Here is an 18,641-nt window from a genome sequence, read left to right as displayed (position 1 = left end):
AACTTTTTTCTGCGAATGAACTTCCTCCAGAAAACAAAGGGTGGCTCGAATACTAGCCATCTAGAATGTTGCGTTCTTCGCAATTTTACAAACGTGAAAAATTTCAAATACTTGCGCAGTTAAGCGCGAAGCATTATTTAGTGAAGCAGAATCAAAGGTATCGGCCGGAGGGCGCGACGATGACGGTCAGTAGCGAGATCAACCGCAAGGGCTACAACGGCAATGGGGCCACGACAAACTTTGGTTTTCCCTACCCGTTCACGGCCAGCGGGGATCTTAAAGTCTTGCTGGTCGATAGCGATGGCGTCCAAGATGAACAGGTCATCGACTCCGATTTCTCGGTAGCGGGCGCCGGCCTTCCAGAGGGCGGCAGCGTGACCTTCGTTGTGGCACCCCCGACCGGCACAAGGGTCGTGATATATCGCGATCCTGCCATGACGCAGACCGTGGATTACGTGACCAACGGCACCCTCCCGGCCGATACGCTGGAGGCCAACGTCGATAAGCTGACCCTCATCGCTCAGCGGACCCGCGAACTCATCACCCGATCGCTGCATGCCCCCGACGGCGATCCGACCGTCGATATGACGCTGCCACCCCAAGCCGATCGCGCCAGCAAGTATGCCGCCTACGACGCGGCCGGCGAGCCGATCGCCTCCTCCGGGCCGACCGGCGACAGCTCGATCCCCGTCTCCGCTTTCGGGGAGAGCCTGATTGATGACGCCGATGCTGCGACGGCCAGGGCCACACTCGAGGCAGCCGGGACGGGTGACGACAACGTCTTTACAGGCGCCAACACCTTCACGAAGACGCAGAGCTGGGCCAAGGGCGAAGACGTGGCTTCGGCCGCTGCGCTCACCCTGGGCGACGGCAACTATTTCGACGTCACCGGCACGACCGCGATTACCAGCATCGGGACCAAGGGCGTCGGCACCGTCGTCAAACTGCATTTCGACGGCGTACTGACCCTGACGCACCACGCGACCGATCTTGTCCTGCCCGGCGGCAACAACATCACGACGGTCGCGGGCGACGAGGCCGAATTTGTCGAGTATGCCGCCGGCGATTGGCGCTGCACAAGCTACACGTCGGAGTTCACCGGCAACCCGCAACTTCTGCATGTCCGTGATGAGAAGGCCAGCGGCACGGCTGGCGGCGATTTCACGGCCGGCGCGTGGCAGACGCGCGACTTGAACGTGGTCAAGACGAACGAGGTCATCGGTGCGTCGTTGGCCGCCAACCAGATCACCCTGCCGGCCGGAACCTACGACATCGAGGCTACCGCCCCGTCGCATAGCGGGGGCGGCGCGATCGGACTTCACAAGGCAAAATGGCGGAACGTCACCGACAGCACGGACACGATCATCGGGACCAGCGAGCGCAACGACAGCCCGGCCGGGACGACGCACGTTACCCGCTCCGTTGTTGCGGGGCGGTTCACCATCACGGCCGAGAAGGTTTTCGAGTTGCAGCACCAATGCGAGACGACTTCAACCGGCGGCTTCGGCGCAGCTTCCAGCTTCGGCGTCGTCGAAGTCTACAGCGAAGTCCGCATTTGGCGGGTTGGATGAGGCGCACAGAATGGCCGGAAGTCTCCACGTCGATCGCCTGTCGCCTAAGTCGAAGAAGCCCAAACGTCGCGGCTGGCTGAACCGGCTGCTACGCCGCCAACGGCACACCCTGCCTAGCCCGGCCTCGCTGCCGCCCCTAGTGGACGATCTAGGCCAGGTCCGCCCCGGCGTGTGGGTTGTCGTGCGAGGGCCTGACGGCGAGCGGGTCGGCCGGGTGAAGGATTTCACCGGCTTTTATGTCCGTTGGCTCGACGAGAACGGGGAACTGATCGGCGAACCCTTCGCCGCTAACCGTGGCGGCCTGATCGAGCTTGGAACGCGGGTGCGGTTTCCGGACAGCGGCAAGCTTGGCCAGATCGTCGAGTTCTCCGCAGCGAGCGTCGACATTTACCTCCCGCCCCAAACTGTAACGGCCGATCGGGAGCACCTTCGCCCCGCCCAACTCGCCGACCTACCCGTGACCATTCGTGAAAGGACTTCGACACCATGACCGACGCACCTTCCGGCGCTCCCGGGCCCGACGCCGCATCCGGCGGAGGAAGCGGCTTCACCCCCGAGCAGGTTCAGATGATGGACGGCTGGCTGCGCGATGCCGGGACGCACCCGGACCAACTGGCGCAGCAGAAGCAGACGCCAGCCGCACCTCCGGGTTTCGCCGAGCCCGACCCCGCCAAGTCGGCCGAGGCCATGAGCGTGGAAGCCGCCGAGGTGGACAAGTTTTTCCCGATCGCGCAGGCAGCCGAGTTCGAAACTCCGAATTTCAGCAGCATCGCATCGAGCCTGGGTGAAACCCTCACCAACGAACAGCTCATGCAGGTGGATACGACCGTCCGCTCCTGGCTCGCAACCGCCGAGCTGCCCAAGGCGATCGGGAATCATATCGCCTCCGAGGCCGCCAAGGTCGACGACCTTTGGCAGACGATGAATGAGCCGACGCGGAAAATCTGGGCGCAGAAGCAGAACGTCCTTCTCGAGAAAATGTACGGCGCGAAGCTCAATGAAAAGCTCGATCTGGCCAGAGATTTCGTGCGCCAGGTCGGAAAGAAGCACCCGGAATTTATCGACTATTTGGAGGACAGCGGCGCCGGCAACGCCGCGTCGGTCGTCGCACAGATCATCAACCACGCCGAGCGACAGGCCACCCGCTACGCCGGCCGGAAATAGAGGGCGCAGAGCCATGGCGGGCATCCTCGAAACAGTCAGGCGAGCAACACGCGCCACAACAGCTGCGCCCGCGACCCTCATTAAAACAACCCGGGCGGCCGTGTCCGCCATAATCGAAAAGGATTGGACCATGACCCTCGACCTTCTGAGCGAACGCGAAGACTCAATCCGACACCAGATCAGCATCATCGAGGGCCTTATCCGAACTGTGGCGCTACCGGCCGAGACAGAAGAGGGGGAATCCGCCAGCAAGGCTAAGGCCGCGTTGGCAAAGCACCGCAAGGATCTGGCGGCCGCACAGGCGCGGCTTGCGGACGTTCAGGCTGCCCGTCAGGGGGCGATCGACAAGCAGACCGAGCGGGACGTCGAACTAGCGAACCTGGAGATCGGGGAGCGCCGACGGCGGGTGAACGCCGGCTTGGCGCAACTGCAGGGAGTCGCGAAGAGGCTGGACGCTCAGGTTCAGCAGGTTGTCAGCACGCTCGAGGAGGCGACCGGGATCCGAAACGACGTTCTCGGCTTGGCGGAATCGAAGCTGTTGCGGGACCAGATGTTCGATGCATGGGGCTCTCTGCCCGCGGTCGTCGGCTATCACTTGCGCGATCACGGATTCCAGTCGACCGCTTTCCCGGACAAGTTGGTCAACGGTTGGGCGGCGCTGCTGCCGGCGCCGGAGCAGACTGAACGAAAGGAGGGCTAATCCATGTCACGCGGAGGCACCCGCCCCGGAGCCGGCCGGCCGAGGGGTAGCATCACGGCAACAACAAAAGAGCTTGTTGCGCGGGTGAACGCCGCCATGGTCGAGGTGGACGGGCGCGACCTGGGAATTGCGCTCGCCATGGTATCCGAGGATCCGGAAGCGCCGTTCGACGTCCGCCTGGCTGCCACCCGCCGGCTGAGCGGCGCCTTGCTGGGCAAGCTCATCCTGGCGGACTCGGTGGGATGGCTAGCGCAGCGCCCAGCGAGCCCTGACCCGTTTGACTGATCAATGAATGTGGCTGAGATAAACGCCAAGCAGCGGCCGAAAAAGAAGCTGCCCGACCTTGGCGAGCCGGCGCCCTGCATCGGGTGTTTCTATGCCGCTGCCTGCGCTCGAGGGCTGGCGTGCTCCGTGTTTCTCCAATGGACGAATACAGGACGCGCGACTCACGGGGCGCGGCGGCCGACCGCTTGGCGGTATGACACGCTGTTTGGTAGCGAGACTGCCAGCGGGGGCAAGCTGTGTGGCGGAGTTCAGGCTGGCTACCGAAAAATAGCTATATAATATCGCAAACCCACCAGCACTGTAAGGGGACCTCTGTTACTAATGCGAGAAGTGACATTTACCTTAAGCTTTTGTACTCTGGATAGCTGTCCGGGGGGGCTTACTACCGAACGGTTCTGGCCGATGCGAGCGCCGCTTACCCCTTTGTGTTACCTAGCACCACAACTTGGGTTCGGCGGCACCGAGAATGATTCAAAGGAACAGATGGCAACGCTTCACTTATTGGGTTGGTAACACTCTGGACCTCATAAGTGGCTCCTGCGTCATTGGCTTTGGCGCCATAATGAGCGTAGAATCGAGCACATACGAGAAGTGGCCTGCGGCATTTGCTACGTCAATAGCATGGCTGCAGAAGTACTCGCTTCTGATTTGGGCAGCGCTTGGAACGGCCGCGATAATTGGATGGTTTCTCCGGCGGCAGGGAGATCCATGGATATGGGACAAGCTCCAAGCTCTGCTGGACGAGTTTCAAGCTGTCGCATATCCCGGCTTCCAGCACCATATCAAGGATCACCACCGCGTTACCTTGTTCAAGTACAAGAAGTGGTATTGGTGCCTGAGAACTCCGATGACCAATGGGCGGTGGCCTTGGCGCAGAGGGCGATACCCCTGGAGCGGTTGGCTGGTGCCTATGTTGCGTTCTGGGAGGACCTCGCAAAACACTCGAGCGGTTTTTCTGGTCCCCGACAATGGGGGCGAAGCGGAAGGCGTTGCCGGGCGGGCCTGGGCGAGCAATTGCGTGATCGTCGTAGATAAGCTTCCAGCGATATCGGCTCAATCGAGCAGGAGAAAGATAAAACAATATGCAGAAGGAACATACTGCCCGGAGCCGATCATAAAGGACTATCTGGAACGCAGCCGCCCACTACCGCGTTCAATTGGCGCGATACCTATTGAGGTCGACAATAAAGCATGGGGTATCTTGGTGCTCGACAGCCGTGACGAGCAGGGCGTTACATCCGATCTAGTCGCCAACTTTACACTGACGATAAAATTTATCGGGCAGATGTTGGAGAAAGCAAAATGAATACGGGAAATCGGATAAATATAAAGCAGAAAGATGTTAATCGGGCTGTAACCGAGACTGATCATAATGTCACGGTCAAGGTGATGCTGTCTTTGTTCGATGTACCCCAAAGCACTTATGCCGACTTTGACAAGGAAAAGCGGATTATGCGCCTAGTCTTTGACTACCTTGGCGATGACGAACCGACAGTCGAAAGGCCCACGGACGGGGCTGTTTCTCTTCTGCTTGGAAAATTTAGTGAACGGTTATATAAAGTTGAAATTGCTTTAGATGAACTTCCGCAAATAAACGCACTTACTACCAACTATGATCTTGTGATTGATATAGTAGAGAAAGGCATGAACCACTATAAGGAGAAGAATCCAAGAATAAGATCGCGAAGTTTCGAGGCTGTCGACAGAGTGCTCAAGCAATATTCTTCGGAGCTAAAACCACTTGTGCAGCGAGCTCTGGTTGCGCCTTGAGATTCTGGTCCAACAAATTTACGGAAGGGAATCCTGCACCCCTAGAAAGTGCCTATATCAGGTCTACAGTTACGGTCGACTTCTTCAAACGACCCGGGTTTGTTAGACGTACCGTGTAAATGGCTAGGCGTACCTGCCCCTTTGACTCAGCGACCAAGTAGATAAATTCGCGGCTGCGCTCGCGCGGCGGCAGCTCACGATTGATCTCCGCCTCCACCGTGTTTCGTCGCGCCCTCATGGCGGCGACAATCCCTTCCAGACGGTGCGAAGACTCGCGTCGAGCAATGCCCACATCATTGCGTGCTTCCACAGCAACCTTGGCGAGTTTCAGAAAGTGGGCAGCCCTATTCTCAATCGTGAGCTCTACTTCCGTTAGGTCGCGGCCTTTTCCGTAGGCGCGAGCCTCGATTAATGGCTTCGGATTCCGTACTGCGAGCCACAAACTAAATCCAGCGAATAAGGCAGCGACACTTGCGGCGACTGCGGTGATAGCTGTTGATACACCAGTGATTGCTTGCCAGTCTGACATCGTTGGGGTCCCACCTTAGGGCCTAAGCGCACAGCTAGCGCAATCCATCTGCTTCGGGCTCAGTCGCACCACCCCTCCTCATAGCCGCGCCGTTCTGGCCGCGCGAGTCCTGCGTTCAGCAGTGCATTTCCCAAATCTCCCTCCGACGTCACGACCCGCGCCAGCACCCGGCCGAAGCTGTCGCGCTCCGGCTGCACGTCGGCGAGCCACACCCTATCGCCGATTCTCGATCGCACAAAGGCCGTCGCCAGCCGGGCTAGGTCGCGCTCGGCTTCGCATTGCGGCCGATAGGTTTCCGGCGCGTTCACGTCCAGCAGCCTGACGCGGGCTGCGATCGTCATGCCGGGCCAGGGCGTCGCCAGCACGTCCAGCGTGTCCGCGTCCACGATGCGCGTGACCTCGGCCGGGACCGTCAGGCTCTGGGCCAGCGCTGGGCCGGCGAGGAGGCAGAACAGGAGGGCGAGGCGGATCACAGCGTGCTCAAGCCGAGTTCCGCGGTTCCAGCCGGTCCCAGAGATCCGCCTGCTCATTGCGCACGTTGTTCACGCGCGTCGAGACGGGCCAGGCTTCCACCTGGTCCGCCGGATAGGGCTTGAGCAGTTCTTTCAGCGTCTCCGGCTTGGCCGGCGTCTCGCCGAGCCAGAGCGTGTGCGCCGTCGGATGCAGGATCACCGGCATCCGATTGTGGATCGGCGCCAGGAACTCGTTCGCCTCGGTCGTGATGATCGTGAATGTCCGGAGCCACTCGCCTTCCGGCGTCTTCCAGTTTTCCCAGAGGCCGGCGAAGCTCATGGGCTCGCCGCCCTTCAGGGCGATCGCGTAGGGTTGTTTCTTCGTCCCTTCGCGCTTCCACTCATAGAAGCCGCTGGTTGGTATCAAGCAGCGCCGCTTGGCGAAGGCCGACCGGAACGACGGCTTGGTGTCGATTCCCTCCGCACGGGCGTTGATCAGCTTGTTGCCGATCATCGCGTCCTTCGCCCAATGAGGAATAAGGCCCCAGCGCAGCAGATCGAGACTGCGCCCGCCGGTTTCCGGGTTGTGACGGACCACGGGGGCTTCCTGCGTCGGCGCCATGTTGTAGCGCGGCTGCAGGTTCGGCGCGTTCTCGGCCGATGGCTCGGTGATCCGATAGAGGGCGACGATCTCCCGCCAGGTCAGGAAGTGAGTGAAGCGACCGCACATCGCAACAGAATAGCGCAGTGAGCGCGAAGCCAACAGCCACGTACTGTGAGACCGTTAACCATCTATTCCAGAGGACAGGTTCTCGTTGAGTGTGCAAGAGTAGACGCGACGGGTTCTCATTTACGGCCGGGGGGCATCATGACGGGATTTCGCTGTATCTTAAGTGTGGCCGCTTTGCTTGCGTTCTCCGTACCGGCATCGGCTCAGGTCAGCTGCCAGACCATCGGCAATCAAACCTATTGCAGTAACGGCCAGAACTTTCAGCAATTCGGGAACACCACGTACGATAACCAGGGCAATTCCTGGCAGCAGTTCGGCAACCAAACCTATGGGTCGGACGGGTCGGTATACCAGCAGTTCGGGAACACCACGTACGACAATCAGGGTAACTCCTGGCAGAGATTCGGGAACCAAACTTACGGATCGAACGGAACAAGCTGCCAACAGATCGGCAATCAGCTGTTCTGCAACTAGTTCGCCACCGTTCCCGGCGGGGCATTCTCTGCCTGTAGTTGCCTGATCGCCTGCAAGATCCGCTTCCAGGTCGCTTGGCCTTCGACGTCACCCGCGTCGAGCAGTTGATCGGCGCGCATAACGGCTTGCACAGACGCATCGGCTCCGTACTGTTTCACCATCGCCTGCGCAGCGCGCCAAATGTCGATGTCGGAAATCACGACCTCCACACCCACGCGAACAGCTTCGCGTCCTCCTCGTTCATGAAATAGAACCGGGCATAGTCGTTCGGCACCGTTCCGGGCACCAGCTTGTCGCGGTGGCCATGGTGATCCCAGAAGCCCTCCGCCATGTTGGTCCGGCACCAAGCGATCATCTCGTTCAGGCGGTTTCCCAGGCCGATGCGCGGCGGCACCAGGATATCGACCCTGTGCGGGAAGCGCTTCTCCGCCTCATGTTTTCGGGGGTTGTAGTACCGGGCCATCGGTTGCCGCCGCCATTGACTTCGACAGGATTATGTTCCCCTAATGTTCTCATGGCAAGGGAGCGCCGGTGGTATGGCCATTACGTTTCTAACGCGGTCCGCGATGGCCTGGGCTTCGCGGTGAAGTGCCTGCGCTGCGATCATCAGGCCGTCTTGCCGCCGGAGACCGTTGAGCGGTATGTCGGGCCGTACCTTCCCGTCCATAGGGTCCACAGCAAGCTGCGCTGCACGGCCTGCGACAGTCGGAACGTGCTGGTCTGGTTCGTCTTCCTCGACGAGCTGCAGGATTATCTACGGCAGAAGTCGCTGCCGCTGGAGGGATGAGACGTGGACATCTACCGGGCCGAGACACGGCCGGACGGGCTCGAGGTCTACCGGGATCGCAGCGTCGCGGGCGAGGCGCCGATCGTCGGCTTCCTTGGGCCGCCGGCGGCGATTCGCGACATCGTCGGCGATTTCCTCGAGTGGGAGATCTATTGCCCGAACACGCGGGCCATGCGGATCCCAGTCGGCGTCCCGTTCGCGCTCTGCCACGAGATCACGCCGGAGGACATGGCGGGGACCAAACCATTCATCACCTGGGCCCCGATCGAGTATGAAGAACTGCTCAAGGTGATCGCGGGCGGGTGACTACCGCTCTGACGGTTTCCTTCTTGAACAGAGATCGCCGCTTTGATGCCTATGGCGTTGCCTATAGCGGGCGACTGGCTGAAGCGCCAATCTTAGCTTTACGCTAAGCAATTGAAAGAGCTGGTGCCGTTGAGAGGATTCGAACCTCCGACCTACTGATTACGAATCAGTTGCTCTACCCCTGAGCTACAACGGCGCCGGTCGGGATGGCGGGTGGGCCATTAGGGACCACCTCCGCACATCTATGAGATAGGGCGCGGCCGGAACCTAGTTCACCAGGCGCGCCGCGTCAACGGGCGCGCCGCTCAAGATGGTTCGCGCGGTGCCGGTCGGCGGTGCGCTGCGGCCGTAGCCATTGCCGTTGGCCGCGGCGGCGGTTTCGGTCGGCACCAGGGCCCGGCCAGTCGACTCGCCTGTCCCCTCGCCGGTGGCTTCCAGCACCAGGGTGGCGGGGCGCGGGGCGGCACGCCATTGCAGGCTGTCGAAGGCGCCGCATTGCGGGCAGAGCGCCCGCCACTCGGCCGTCGGCGTGCCGCAGGTCTGGCAGGTCCAGGCCGGGTCGGATTCGGCCTCCGCCGCGGCGACGAGCCAGCGGCGGGCGGCGGCCTCGCCATGCTCGCCCTCCTCCAGTCGGGCCATCAGGCGGCAGACCCGCGCTGAGGGCGCGACGCCGGAATCGAGTTCCATCGCCTTCTCAAGATGGCTGCGCGCCTGACCCCAGAGCTGGGCCGCGAGCGCCGCTTCCGCCAGCGCCAGATGGCTTTCGCGATGACCGGGATTGAGCGCGGCCAGCGCCTCGAACCGGCGGACGCGGGCGACCGGGCTCTCCGTCGGCTCGACCGCGGCGTAGGCGGCGGCGAGATTCGGGTGCGGTGTCCGGGCCCAGCCCTGCTCGACCACCTTCGCCGCCCGGCGTCGCTTGCCGACCTTGGAGAGGAGCATCGCCAGCAGGGCGCGGGCCGGCACCAGGTCGGGCGCGAGATCGACCGCCTGCCGGGCGAGCGCGATCGCTTCGTCGGGTGCCACCGGCTGAGGCTTGTCGGCCGTGACTGACTCCTGGTCGGACGCCTGTGCCGGTCCCGATGCCGGTCCTTGGGCCAGGGCGCCGCGGGCGCGTTCGGTCAGCACCACCGCCCGCATCCGCCGCCCCGCCGCGGGCTCGATCGCCTTGTGCTTGGTGGCGGCGCGCAGCGTCTCCTCGGCCGCGGCCCAGTCGCCGGCGCGGCGCTGCAGGTCGAGGAGCGTGGTCAGCGCCCAGCCGGTTCCCGGCCGCTCGTCCTGCGCCTGCTCGGCGAGGCGCCGGGCCTCGTCCTCGTCGCCCTTGCGCAGGGCCTGGGTGAGCAGCCCGCGCAGCCCCAGGAAGCGGGTGCCGGGCCGGTCCAGCATCGCGGTGAAGTAGCGCTGCGCCGCCGTCTCGTCGCCGTTGAGCTGCGCCGCCTGTGCCGCCAGCAGCAGGGTCAAAGGCGGCTCCTGCAGATATTGGTGGGCGCGCCGGGCCTGGCGCTTCGCCTCGTCGGCGTCGCCGGCCGCCACCGCCACCATGCCCTGGGTCAGCGCGCGATAGCCCTTGTGGCGCCGCCGCTCGGCCCGCGCGCGACCGAACCACCGCGGCGCCCGCCACAGCAGCCGCCACAGCTCGAACAGGAAGGCGGCAAGGACGGCGAGCAGCAGGATCGCGACGAGCAGCAGGCCGACCGAGGTTTCGATGCGGTAGCCGAGCCAGTCGAGCGACACGGTCCCCGGCCGCTCGGCGAGCCAGACCGCCGCGGCGACGAGGATCGCCAGCTTGATGAAATAGAGAAGCGCGCGCCGGACCGTCATGACGCGCCTCCGCCGGTCGTGGGTGCCGGCTCAGGGGGCGGCTCCGGAGAGGGAACGGCCTCCGGCGGCATGGTGGCACCATCGCCTTGCGTCTCGTGCTGCGCCGCGGCCTGCTGCGCCAGGCCTCGGACCAGGGTGGTCTGAAGCTTCGCGGCGGCCGCGTCGGCGGCGAGCCGCGCCCGCGCCTGCGTGAGCCAGTCGGCGGCGGCCTCGGCCGGCGCCCCGGTCAGGTTCGATAGCTCCGCGACGGCGGCCTCGAGATCGCCGGCCTCCAGCCGCGCCTCGGCCCGGGCGACCCGTGCCGCGGGCCCCTCGCCCTCCACCGCGTCGCCGACCGGCCGCACCGTCACCAGCGAGGACAGGCGCGCGATCGTCCTGTCGACCCAGCCCTGCGAGTCCGGGTCGGTGCCCAGGCTCTCCGCCAGCCCTTCCGACTGGCTGGCCTGCGTGACGGCGCGGGCCGTCTCGTGGAACGTCGCCTGCAGGTCCGGCAGCGTCGGGATGCCGGTCTCGGCATATGCGGCCAGCGGCTCGATCGTCTCGGCGAAGCCCGGCCGGTCGCCGGCGAGCTCGCGCAGCGCCGCCAAGTCTTCGGCGAAGGGCTGATCGCCGGCGAGGGCCGCGCGCAGCTGGCCGGCGGCCAGCATCAGCGCCGCCGTCTCGGCGCGATGGGCGGCCGTTGCCTCCTGCGCGGCGATCTGCTCGCGGAGCTGCGGCGCGACCGCGATCTGCTCGCGCACCTCGGACAGGCCGGTCCGGAGCTGTTCCGTCTGCGCCCGCAGATCGTCGAGCGCGGTGATCGTCTGCGGTGCCGGCGGAGGCGGCTGCTGCATCGCGGCGGCGAGATCGGCGATCTGCCGCTCCAGCTTGTCGAGCCGTCCCGGCAGGGCCTCGACCGCCGGCGGCAGAGTCGGTTCGACCGCGGCTTCCCCCTTTTCGCTCAGGGCGGCAAGGCTGTCGCCAAGTTCGGTAAGCTGCGCGCCGAGGCCGTCGAGCGTGCCGTCGATCCGATCGAGCCGGCCGTCCAGCGCGGACAGCCGCTGCTCGGCCTCTGCAAGGCGCTCCGCGCCCGCGACATCCTGCGGCGGTGCCGACAGGCCGAGTCTGGACGACCACCAGGGCTGCGTCAGAACCGCCGCCACGGCGATGAGCGCCGCCACGAGCGCTGCCAATGCTACAGCCGAGCCCCGCCGCTGCGGCAAGGGCGCCGGGCCGCCGGGACCCGCCCAAGGCCCGTTCGCCGACCGCGACGGCTCGGCTGCCGTCGGCTTCTGCGGCGCAGTCGAGTCGGGGTCCGGCGCATCTGCCCGTTCGGAGATCGCCGGTTCGGACTCGGCGGCCGGCATGTCCTCCCGGGTCTCTTCCCGACGATCTTCCTGGGCGACCGCCTCGGTCGCCGTCTCGGCCGGCGCCGCCATGGCGACGTCTACCAGCTTCAGCATGCTCGGCAGGTCCGGCCGCTCGGCCGTGCGAACCTGACGCCAGGGCAGGTCGTCCGCCGCCTCCGCCACCGCGGCGCTGAGGCAGAGCGCTTCGGCCTTGCCGCAGCCGGCGGCCAGCCGCTCGGCCAAGTCCGGATCCGTGTCTACTCCCGCAGGGCGGCGCACCAGCTCGACGAAGCTGCACGCGGTTCGGGGCGAGAAGAACAGCACAAGGTCGAACGCCCCGTCGGCAAGCGCCTCCGTCACCGCCGGAGACAGCCGGTCCACCGGCTCCGCCTCATAGAGCACGGCGCGGCGCAGCTCGAAGCCCGCCTCGCCGAGATCGCCGGCGAGATCGCCCGCCGTGACGGTGCCGGCGACATGGAGCAGCGGCCCGGCGGCCGGATCGAGCCGATCGCGGACCAGCCGGGCGAGATCGTCCACATCGCCGGCGGCGCTCTCGACCCGCTCGAAGCCAACCGCCCGGGCGGCTTCGGCCGTGGCGTCGCCGACGGCGAAGACCGGCAGATCGGGTATCTCGGAATGCCCAGCCGTGGAATGCACCGCCAGGGCGCGTACCCCGTTCGCGCTGGTGAAAAGGAGTGCCTGTACGCCTTCGAGGTCGAGGGGCGCGTCCGGCAGCGGCCGGATGGTCAGCAGGGGTTCGACAGTCGTCTCGAGGCCGCGCGCGCGCAAGGCTTCGGCGACCGGCGCCGCATCCGCTTCGGGTCGGGTGATAAGGGCTCGCAATACCATGGAGTTACGCCATTGCCTGGAAGAACGCGGGTTCCGCCTTTGCCTTCAGGGCCGCACCCGCCGTCCGGCCAAGCTCCGCTGCCCGGTCGGCGGTCCCCCGCCGCTCGTCGCGATGGACGACGCTGCCGTCGGGCAAGGCGATCAACGCCCGCAGCCGCAAGGCGGTTCCGTCCGGATCGAGCTCGGCGAGCGCGGCGATGGGCGTGTGGCAGGATCCGTCGAGCTCGGCAAGGCAGCCGCGTTCCGCGGCGACGCAGATGGCGGTGGCCCGGTCGTTGAGCGGGGTCAGCCGCGCCAGAACGGCCGCGTCGTCGGCGCGGGTCTCGATGCCGATCGCGCCCTGCGCCACCGCCGGCAGCATCTCCTCGGTCTCCAGCACGGCCGTCGCCTCATGCGCCAGTCCCAGGCGGCGCAGGCCGGCGAGCGCGAGCAGCGTCGCATCGACCTCGCCGGCCTCGAGCTTTCTCAGGCGCGAGCCGACATTGCCGCGGAAATTCACGACGCGAAGGTCGGGCCGGAGCGCCAGCACCTGCGCCTGCCGGCGCAGCGAGGCGGTGCCGACCACGGCCCCGGCCGGCAGCGTCGCGAGGCTGTCGCCCTCGCGCGCGAAGAGCGCGTCGCGGGGATCCTCGCGCGGCAACAGGCAGGTGATCGCGAGCCCGTCCGGCAAAAAGGTCGGCATGTCCTTCATCGAATGGACGGCGAAATCGATGCGCCCGTCGAGCAGCGCCTCCTCGATCTCCTTGGTGAAGACGCCCTTGCCGCCGACCTGGGACAGCGGCCGATCCTGGACTCTGTCGCCTGTCGTCTTGATCGGGACGATCTCCACTGCGCCCGGCGCCGCCAGATCCGCATGCGCGGCGATCAGGCGCTCGCGCACCTCGCGGGCCTGCGCCAGGGCCAGCGGACTGCCGCGCGTGCCGATGCGCAAAGGGCGGTCGCGGGGGGTCGGTTCCGTTGTCATACCCCAACCTTTAGAGCCTCCGTCGCGACCTGTCCACGGTCTGCGTCGCCAAGGTTACGGCACCTGCGCCGTAGCGCTCGGGGAGCGGAGGCATTACATTCACGCCGCATGATCGTTCTCGGTATCGAAACCAGTTGCGACGAGACCGCCGTCGCCCTCGTCGATGACCGCCGCCATGTGCGCGCCGACCTGGTGCTGTCGCAGCTGGCGGAGCATCGGCCCTATGGCGGCGTGGTGCCGGAGATCGCGGCGCGCAGCCATCTCGATCATCTCGACGGGCTGATCCGCCGGGCCATGGCCGAGGCGGATCTTGGCTTCGACCAGATCGACGGCGTCGCGGTGACCGGCGGGCCGGGGCTGATCGGCGGCATCATCGTCGGCGTGATGACGGCGAAGGCGATCGCAGCGGTGCGCGGCCTGCCTTTCGTCGCGGTGAATCATCTCGAGGGGCACGCGCTCACGGTGCGGCTGACCGACGACCTCGCCTTTCCCTATCTCCTCCTGCTGGTCTCCGGCGGCCATTGCCAGCTTCTGATGGTCGAGGGCGTCGGCCGCTATCGGCGGCTCGGCACCACGGTGGACGATGCGGCCGGTGAGGCGTTCGACAAGGCCGCCAAGCTGGTGGGGCTGGGCTATCCCGGCGGGCCGGCCGTGGAGCAGGCGGCGGCCCGGGCGACCGAGCATGACGGCGACCGGTTCAGCCTCCCGCGGCCGATGGTCGGTAGGCCAGGCTGCGATTTCTCCTTCTCCGGCCTGAAGACCGCCCTGCGGCAACGGGTCGCGGCGATCACCGCCGCCGCGCCGGACGGCCGGCTCTCCGACCGCGATCGCGACGCGCTGGCGGCCGCCTTCCAAACGGCCGTGGCGGACTGTCTCGCCGACCGGACGGCGAACGCGATCCGGCTGGTGCATGCGGACGGACCGGCCCCCACGGCGCGGCCAACGGCGCTCGTCGTCGCCGGAGGGGTTGCCGCCAACCGGACGCTACGGGCGCGGCTGGAGCAGGTCGCGGCCGCAGGGGGCCTGCGCCTCGTTGCACCGCCGCTCCGGCTCTGCACCGACAATGCGGCGATGATCGCCTGGGCCGGGCTCGAGCGGCTGCGCCAGGGCGGCCGCGACGATCTCGACTTTGCGCCGCGGCCGCGCTGGCCGCTCGATCCGGCCGCGCCGAAGGCAACCGGCGCCGGGGTGAAGGCATGACATCGAACATCAATGACATACGAACGATAGGCGTCATCGGCGCGGGCGCTTGGGGTACGGCGCTGGCGAGCGTGACCCGGCGGGCGGGCCGCGCGGTCCTGCTCTGGGCGCATGAGGCCGAGGTGGCGGCCGCCATCAACAAGGATCACGAGAACCCGCTGTTCCTTCCTGACGTCTCGCTCGACCCGGGGATCGCGGCGACGGCGGACCTCGCTGCGGCGGGCGAGGCCGACGCGCTGCTCCTGGTGCCGCCGGCGCAGCATCTCCGCGCCGTCACTGGCGCGCTGGCCCCGTCCCTGCCGGACGGAACGCCGATCGTCCTCTGCGCCAAGGGCGTCGAGCAGGAGACGGGCCGGCTGATGAGCGAGGTGGTCGCCGAGACCCTGCCCGGCCGGCCGGTCGCGGTGCTGTCCGGCCCGACCTTCGCCGCCGAGGTGGCGCGGGACCTGCCGACGGCGGTCACCGTCGCGGCAGCGGATCCGGTGCTCGGCCGCCGGCTGGTCGAGGCGATCGGCACCCCGCATTTCCGCCCCTATCTGTCCGACGACCCGGTCGGCGCCGAGATCGGCGGCGCGGTCAAGAACGTGATCGCGATCGCCTGCGGCATCCTGATCGGACGGCGGCTCGGCGACAATGCGCGGGCGGCCCTGATCACCCGCGGCCTAGCGGAGATGGTGCGGCTCGGCCTGGCGAAGGGCGCGCGCGAGGCGACCCTGATGGGACTGTCGGGCCTCGGCGACCTGACCCTCACCTGCAGCGGCCCGCAATCGCGCAATCTTTCGCTCGGCATCGCGCTCGGCGAAGGGCGTCCGCTGGCCGATATCCTCGACGGGCGACGCTCGGTCGCGGAGGGCGTCTTCACCGCGGCCTCGGTGACGCAACTCGCCGAGCGCCTCGGCGTCGACATGCCAATCGCCGCGGCGGTGAACGCGATCCTGCATCGTGGCGCCGATATCAACGAGACGATCGCCGGCCTGCTCGCCCGCCCCTTCCGCGCCGAGGCGACAGAGCGCGGCGCAGATTAGGACGGATTGTTCGATAGCCACGAACACTGCGTTCGCAAAGCCTCTCTTCCCTTCCGGTCGAAGCAGGCACACCTCTCGACTTTGATGATATCGGCACAAAGGATTTCGACCATGGGCCAAGTGCAAGGCGAGACGGAGGGGGTTCGGACGACGCCTGGCGGGACCGGCCGGCAGGTTGTCAAGCTTGTGCGCGGACAGCCGGCGAGCGACGGCGCCGGCGTCCGGCTCACGCGCGTGATCGGCACGGTGGACCTGCCCGAGCTGGATCCTTTCCTGATGCTCGACGAGTTCCGCTCGGAGGATGCGGCGGACTATCTCGCCGGCTTTCCCGATCACCCGCATCGCGGCTTCGAGACGGTCACCTACATGCTGGCCGGCCGCATGCGGCATGGCGACAACAAGGGCAATGTCGGGCTGCTGCGGCCCGGCAGCGTGCAATGGATGACGGCCGGGCGCGGCATCGTCCATTCGGAGATGCCGGAGCAGGAGAACGGCCTGCTGTGGGGGTTCCAGCTCTGGGTCAATCTGCCGGCGCGGGACAAGATGACGGCGCCGCGCTACCAGGACATCGACCCGGAGTCGATCCCCGTCCTGGAGGCCGACGGCGGCGTGCAGGTCAAGGTGATCGCCGGCCGCGTGGGTTCGGTCGAGGGACCGGTGTGCGCAGTCGCGACCGAGCCGACCTATCTCGACGTCGCGCTGCCGGCGGGTGCGGCCTTCAGCCATGCGCTGCCCCAGGATCACGCGGCCTTCGTTTTCGTCTATGACGGCACTGCGCGGATCGGGCCGCCCGAAGCGGATCGGCAGGTCGCCCGCGGCGAGCTCGCCGTTCTGGGCACCGGCGACCGGGTCGAGCTGCGGGCCGAAGCGGCGGCCGTGCGCCTGCTCCTGGTGGCCGGCCGGCCGCTCGGCGAGCCCGTCGCCCGATACGGCCCCTTCGTCATGAACAGCCAGGACGAGATCCGCCAGGCCATCACCGACTTCCGCGCCGGTCGATTCTGAGAGCAGGCGCGGTTTTCTGACGGTCTAATCGAACACTACTATCGTCAGCAATCTGGGGCCCGGGAGCGACCCCGGGCCCTTTCCTCATCCGGGCAGAGTTCCCTCAGTACCATGCGCTTGAAGGCGGCGATGAGCGCGTCGCCCTCGGCGCGGTCCACCGAAATGGCGAGCCGCACCGTCGCCTCGCCGAGTTGCATCGTCAAAAAGGCGGAGGTGGCGAGCGCGGCTGGGTCGGCGCTCGGCCGCAGGCGCGCCAGCACCTCGGCCAGCACGGCCCCGTTTGCCCGGCTGTCGGCCAAGTCGATGTCCCGGAGCGCCTTGTCGGCCTGGGTACCCGACCAGATGTCGCGCATCACGGGCTCAGCCAGGAACATCGCGTAGTAGGTGTCTATGAGCCCGGCGAAAGCTTCGCGCAGGCCGTCCATATCGCGCACATCGGCAAGCGCGGCCGCGATGCAGGCCCGCCCCTGCGCGTTGTAGCGCTCGGCAAGCGTGCGGATGATCGCGCCCTTGTCGGGAAAATACTGGTAGAGCGAGCCGATCGACACGCCCGCCATTTCAGCCACGTCGCTCATCCGCATGGCATCGCTGCCCCCCTCCGCGATCAGGGTGGCTGCGGCGGTGAGCATGCGCTCCACCCGCTCGCGGCTGCGGCGCTGGACGGGTGCGCGGCGCGGCGAGGATGGCAGGTCTTCGGCGGGAGCGGGCACGGCAGGTCGGTTCATGGACTCTCCTTCATCGGGACGATTCTGCCAGGCGGTTCTGGTTGACTTACAAAATATGAGGATTTATCACATTAGCAAATGTGAGATATCCTCATATTAGGAGACGGTCATGATCGATATGGGAGAAAACGTGCGCGGGGAGAAACCGACATTGGTCCTTGGCGGCAACGGCAAGACCGGGCGCCGGGTGGTCGAGCGGCTCACGGCGCGCGGCTTGCCGGTACGGCTCGGTTCCCGCACCGGCGAGCCGCCCTTCGACTGGGAGGATCGGGCCACCTGGGCGCCCGTGCTGCGGAACGTCAGGGCGGCGTACATCACCTACTACCCGGACTTGGCGATGCCGGAGGCCGCCGCCGCGATCCGTTCGTTCGCCGAGCTAGCGGTGAAGAGCGGAGTCCGGCGGCTGGTGCTGCTGTCCGGCCGGGGCGAGGAAGGAGCCCAGCGCAGCGAGCAGGCGCTGCGGGAATCCGGTGCCGACTGGACGATTCTGCGAGCGAGCTGGTTCTGCCAGAACTTCAGCGAGAGCTTCCTGCTGGAGGGGGTGCTCGGCGGCGAGGTCGTGCTCCCGGTCGGGTCCGTGACAGAGCCGTTCATCGACACCGACGACATCGCCGACGTCGCGGTCGCAGCGCTGACGGAGGACAGGCACATCGGCCAGCTCTACGAGTTGACCGGCCCCCGGTTGCTCACCTTCGCGGAGGCGATCGAGGAAATCGCCAAGGCGAGCGGCCGGGATGTCCGGTATGTGCAAATCTCCCGGGAGCGGTTCACGTCCATGCTGGCGCAGCAGGACACGCCGCCCAAGTTTTTGGCGTTGCTGACCGAGCTGTTCACCGAAGTCCTGGACGGCCGCAACTCCCACCTGGCAGACGGCGTCCGGCGCGCGCTGGGCCGGGAGCCGCGTGACTTCGCCGACTATGCGCGAGAGGCCGCCACCACCGGCGTCTGGGGCGGTTAGA

Annotated in this window: 23 protein-coding genes and 1 tRNA gene; 14 read left to right on the top strand and 10 right to left on the bottom strand. The window is 66.3% G+C overall.

The window, feature by feature from the left end:
* Nucleotides 1–65 precede the first annotated feature (65 nt).
* The 7 genes from DT069_RS12575 (at nt 66) to DT069_RS12545 (ending at nt 5,490) form a co-directional block, all read left to right on the top strand.
* The gene (locus DT069_RS12575) at nt 66–1,571 is read left to right on the top strand and encodes a hypothetical protein (protein WP_162913166.1); all 1,506 of its coding nucleotides are present in this window, start codon (nt 66–68) and stop codon (nt 1,569–1,571) included.
* 10 nt (nt 1,572–1,581) lie between these two features.
* Nucleotides 1,582–2,061, top strand: a complete 480-nt coding sequence (locus DT069_RS12570; protein WP_119460642.1) for a hypothetical protein — start codon at nt 1,582–1,584, stop codon at nt 2,059–2,061.
* On the top strand, nt 2,058–2,735 hold the full coding sequence (locus DT069_RS12565) for a hypothetical protein (RefSeq protein ID WP_119460641.1): 678 nt from the start codon (nt 2,058–2,060) through the stop codon (nt 2,733–2,735). Before DT069_RS12570 ends, DT069_RS12565 begins: the two co-directional genes overlap by 4 nt.
* A 130-nt stretch (nt 2,736–2,865) precedes the next feature.
* Nucleotides 2,866–3,435 (top strand): hypothetical protein, encoded by a 570-nt coding sequence (locus DT069_RS12560; protein ID WP_119460640.1) that lies wholly within the window; start codon nt 2,866–2,868, stop codon nt 3,433–3,435.
* Between the two features lie 3 nt (nt 3,436–3,438).
* On the top strand, nt 3,439–3,720 hold the full coding sequence (locus DT069_RS12555; RefSeq protein ID WP_162913165.1) for a hypothetical protein: 282 nt from the start codon (nt 3,439–3,441) through the stop codon (nt 3,718–3,720).
* Nucleotides 3,721–4,282: 562 nt separating this feature from the next.
* Nucleotides 4,283–5,026, top strand: coding sequence for a hypothetical protein (locus DT069_RS12550; RefSeq protein ID WP_162913164.1), 744 nt, complete (start codon nt 4,283–4,285; stop codon nt 5,024–5,026).
* Nucleotides 5,023–5,490: a hypothetical protein gene (locus tag DT069_RS12545; protein WP_119460637.1), complete on the top strand. Its 468-nt coding sequence runs from the start codon at nt 5,023–5,025 to the stop codon at nt 5,488–5,490. Before DT069_RS12550 ends, DT069_RS12545 begins: the two co-directional genes overlap by 4 nt.
* Nucleotides 5,491–5,542: 52 nt before the next feature.
* Here DT069_RS12545 and DT069_RS24635 read toward each other — a convergent pair whose 3' ends face one another.
* From DT069_RS24635 to DT069_RS12535, 3 genes are read right to left on the bottom strand one after another with little or no spacing between them, the layout of a single operon-like run.
* Nucleotides 5,543–6,019: a hypothetical protein gene (locus DT069_RS24635; protein WP_162913163.1), complete on the bottom strand. Its 477-nt coding sequence runs from the start codon at nt 6,017–6,019 to the stop codon at nt 5,543–5,545.
* A gap of 59 nt (nt 6,020–6,078) precedes the next feature.
* The gene (locus tag DT069_RS12540; protein ID WP_162913162.1) at nt 6,079–6,492 is read right to left on the bottom strand and encodes a thermonuclease family protein; all 414 of its coding nucleotides are present in this window, start codon (nt 6,490–6,492) and stop codon (nt 6,079–6,081) included.
* A gap of 7 nt (nt 6,493–6,499) precedes the next feature.
* Nucleotides 6,500–7,234 (bottom strand): SOS response-associated peptidase, encoded by a 735-nt coding sequence (locus tag DT069_RS12535; protein ID WP_425450194.1) that lies wholly within the window; start codon nt 7,232–7,234, stop codon nt 6,500–6,502.
* 105 nt (nt 7,235–7,339) lie between these two features.
* Between DT069_RS12535 and DT069_RS12530 the strand changes: the two genes are divergently transcribed.
* Entirely contained in the window at nt 7,340–7,675 is a 336-nt protein-coding gene (locus DT069_RS12530) for a hypothetical protein (RefSeq protein ID WP_162913161.1), read from the top strand.
* Here DT069_RS12530 and DT069_RS12525 read toward each other — a convergent pair.
* Nucleotides 7,672–7,875, bottom strand: coding sequence for a hypothetical protein (locus tag DT069_RS12525; protein ID WP_162913160.1), 204 nt, complete (start codon nt 7,873–7,875; stop codon nt 7,672–7,674). The two genes, DT069_RS12530 and DT069_RS12525, sit on opposite strands and share 4 nt — an antisense overlap.
* Entirely contained in the window at nt 7,872–8,138 is a 267-nt protein-coding gene (locus tag DT069_RS12520; RefSeq protein ID WP_119460633.1) for a hypothetical protein, read from the bottom strand. Before DT069_RS12520 ends, DT069_RS12525 begins: the two co-directional genes overlap by 4 nt.
* A 51-nt stretch (nt 8,139–8,189) precedes the next feature.
* Here DT069_RS12520 and DT069_RS12515 point away from each other — a divergent pair, with 51 nt between their 5' ends.
* Both DT069_RS12515 and DT069_RS12510 read left to right on the top strand, forming a co-directional pair.
* Nucleotides 8,190–8,462, top strand: a complete 273-nt coding sequence (locus DT069_RS12515) for a hypothetical protein (protein ID WP_119460632.1) — start codon at nt 8,190–8,192, stop codon at nt 8,460–8,462.
* 3 nt (nt 8,463–8,465) lie between these two features.
* The gene (locus DT069_RS12510; protein WP_119460631.1) at nt 8,466–8,768 is read left to right on the top strand and encodes a hypothetical protein; all 303 of its coding nucleotides are present in this window, start codon (nt 8,466–8,468) and stop codon (nt 8,766–8,768) included.
* Between the two features lie 121 nt (nt 8,769–8,889).
* On the opposite strand, the gene DT069_RS12505 is transcribed toward DT069_RS12510, so the two are convergent.
* The 4 genes from DT069_RS12505 to hemC all read right to left on the bottom strand — a co-directional run bounded on the left by DT069_RS12505 (nt 8,890) and on the right by hemC (nt 13,730).
* A tRNA-Thr gene (locus DT069_RS12505) sits at nt 8,890–8,964 on the bottom strand.
* A 71-nt stretch (nt 8,965–9,035) separates the two neighbouring features.
* The gene (locus DT069_RS12500) at nt 9,036–10,589 is read right to left on the bottom strand and encodes a heme biosynthesis protein HemY (RefSeq protein WP_119460630.1); all 1,554 of its coding nucleotides are present in this window, start codon (nt 10,587–10,589) and stop codon (nt 9,036–9,038) included.
* Nucleotides 10,586–12,766, bottom strand: a complete 2,181-nt coding sequence (locus DT069_RS24630) for a uroporphyrinogen-III synthase (protein ID WP_162913159.1) — start codon at nt 12,764–12,766, stop codon at nt 10,586–10,588. Before DT069_RS24630 ends, DT069_RS12500 begins: the two co-directional genes overlap by 4 nt.
* A 4-nt stretch (nt 12,767–12,770) precedes the next feature.
* The gene (hemC, locus tag DT069_RS12490) at nt 12,771–13,730 is read right to left on the bottom strand and encodes a hydroxymethylbilane synthase (RefSeq protein ID WP_119460629.1); all 960 of its coding nucleotides are present in this window, start codon (nt 13,728–13,730) and stop codon (nt 12,771–12,773) included.
* A 108-nt stretch (nt 13,731–13,838) separates the two neighbouring features.
* On the opposite strand from hemC, the gene tsaD reads away from it, so the two are divergent.
* The 3 genes from tsaD to DT069_RS12475 all read left to right on the top strand — a co-directional run bounded on the left by tsaD (nt 13,839) and on the right by DT069_RS12475 (nt 16,957).
* Nucleotides 13,839–14,930, top strand: coding sequence for a tRNA (adenosine(37)-N6)-threonylcarbamoyltransferase complex transferase subunit TsaD (gene tsaD, locus DT069_RS12485; protein WP_119460628.1), 1,092 nt, complete (start codon nt 13,839–13,841; stop codon nt 14,928–14,930).
* A complete protein-coding gene (locus DT069_RS12480) occupies nt 14,927–15,955 on the top strand; it encodes an NAD(P)H-dependent glycerol-3-phosphate dehydrogenase (RefSeq protein WP_119460627.1) in 1,029 nt (342 codons plus the stop codon). Before tsaD ends, DT069_RS12480 begins: the two co-directional genes overlap by 4 nt.
* Nucleotides 15,956–16,066: 111 nt before the next feature.
* Nucleotides 16,067–16,957, top strand: coding sequence for a pirin family protein (locus DT069_RS12475; protein ID WP_119460626.1), 891 nt, complete (start codon nt 16,067–16,069; stop codon nt 16,955–16,957).
* 44 nt (nt 16,958–17,001) lie between these two features.
* Here the strand turns inward: DT069_RS12475 and DT069_RS12470 are convergent, their stop codons facing one another.
* Nucleotides 17,002–17,682, bottom strand: coding sequence for a TetR/AcrR family transcriptional regulator (locus tag DT069_RS12470; protein ID WP_119460625.1), 681 nt, complete (start codon nt 17,680–17,682; stop codon nt 17,002–17,004).
* A gap of 109 nt (nt 17,683–17,791) precedes the next feature.
* Between DT069_RS12470 and DT069_RS12465 the strand changes: the two genes are divergently transcribed.
* Nucleotides 17,792–18,640 (top strand): NAD(P)H-binding protein, encoded by an 849-nt coding sequence (locus DT069_RS12465; protein ID WP_425450193.1) that lies wholly within the window; start codon nt 17,792–17,794, stop codon nt 18,638–18,640.
* Nucleotide 18,641 lies beyond the last annotated feature (1 nt).

Source organism: Virgifigura deserti (genome assembly GCA_003576685.1).
GTDB classification, from domain to species: domain Bacteria; phylum Pseudomonadota; class Alphaproteobacteria; order Dongiales; family Dongiaceae; genus Virgifigura; species Virgifigura deserti.
The sequence above is the reverse complement of the archived record's forward strand: the minus strand, read 5'-3'. Positions and strand labels throughout refer to the sequence as shown.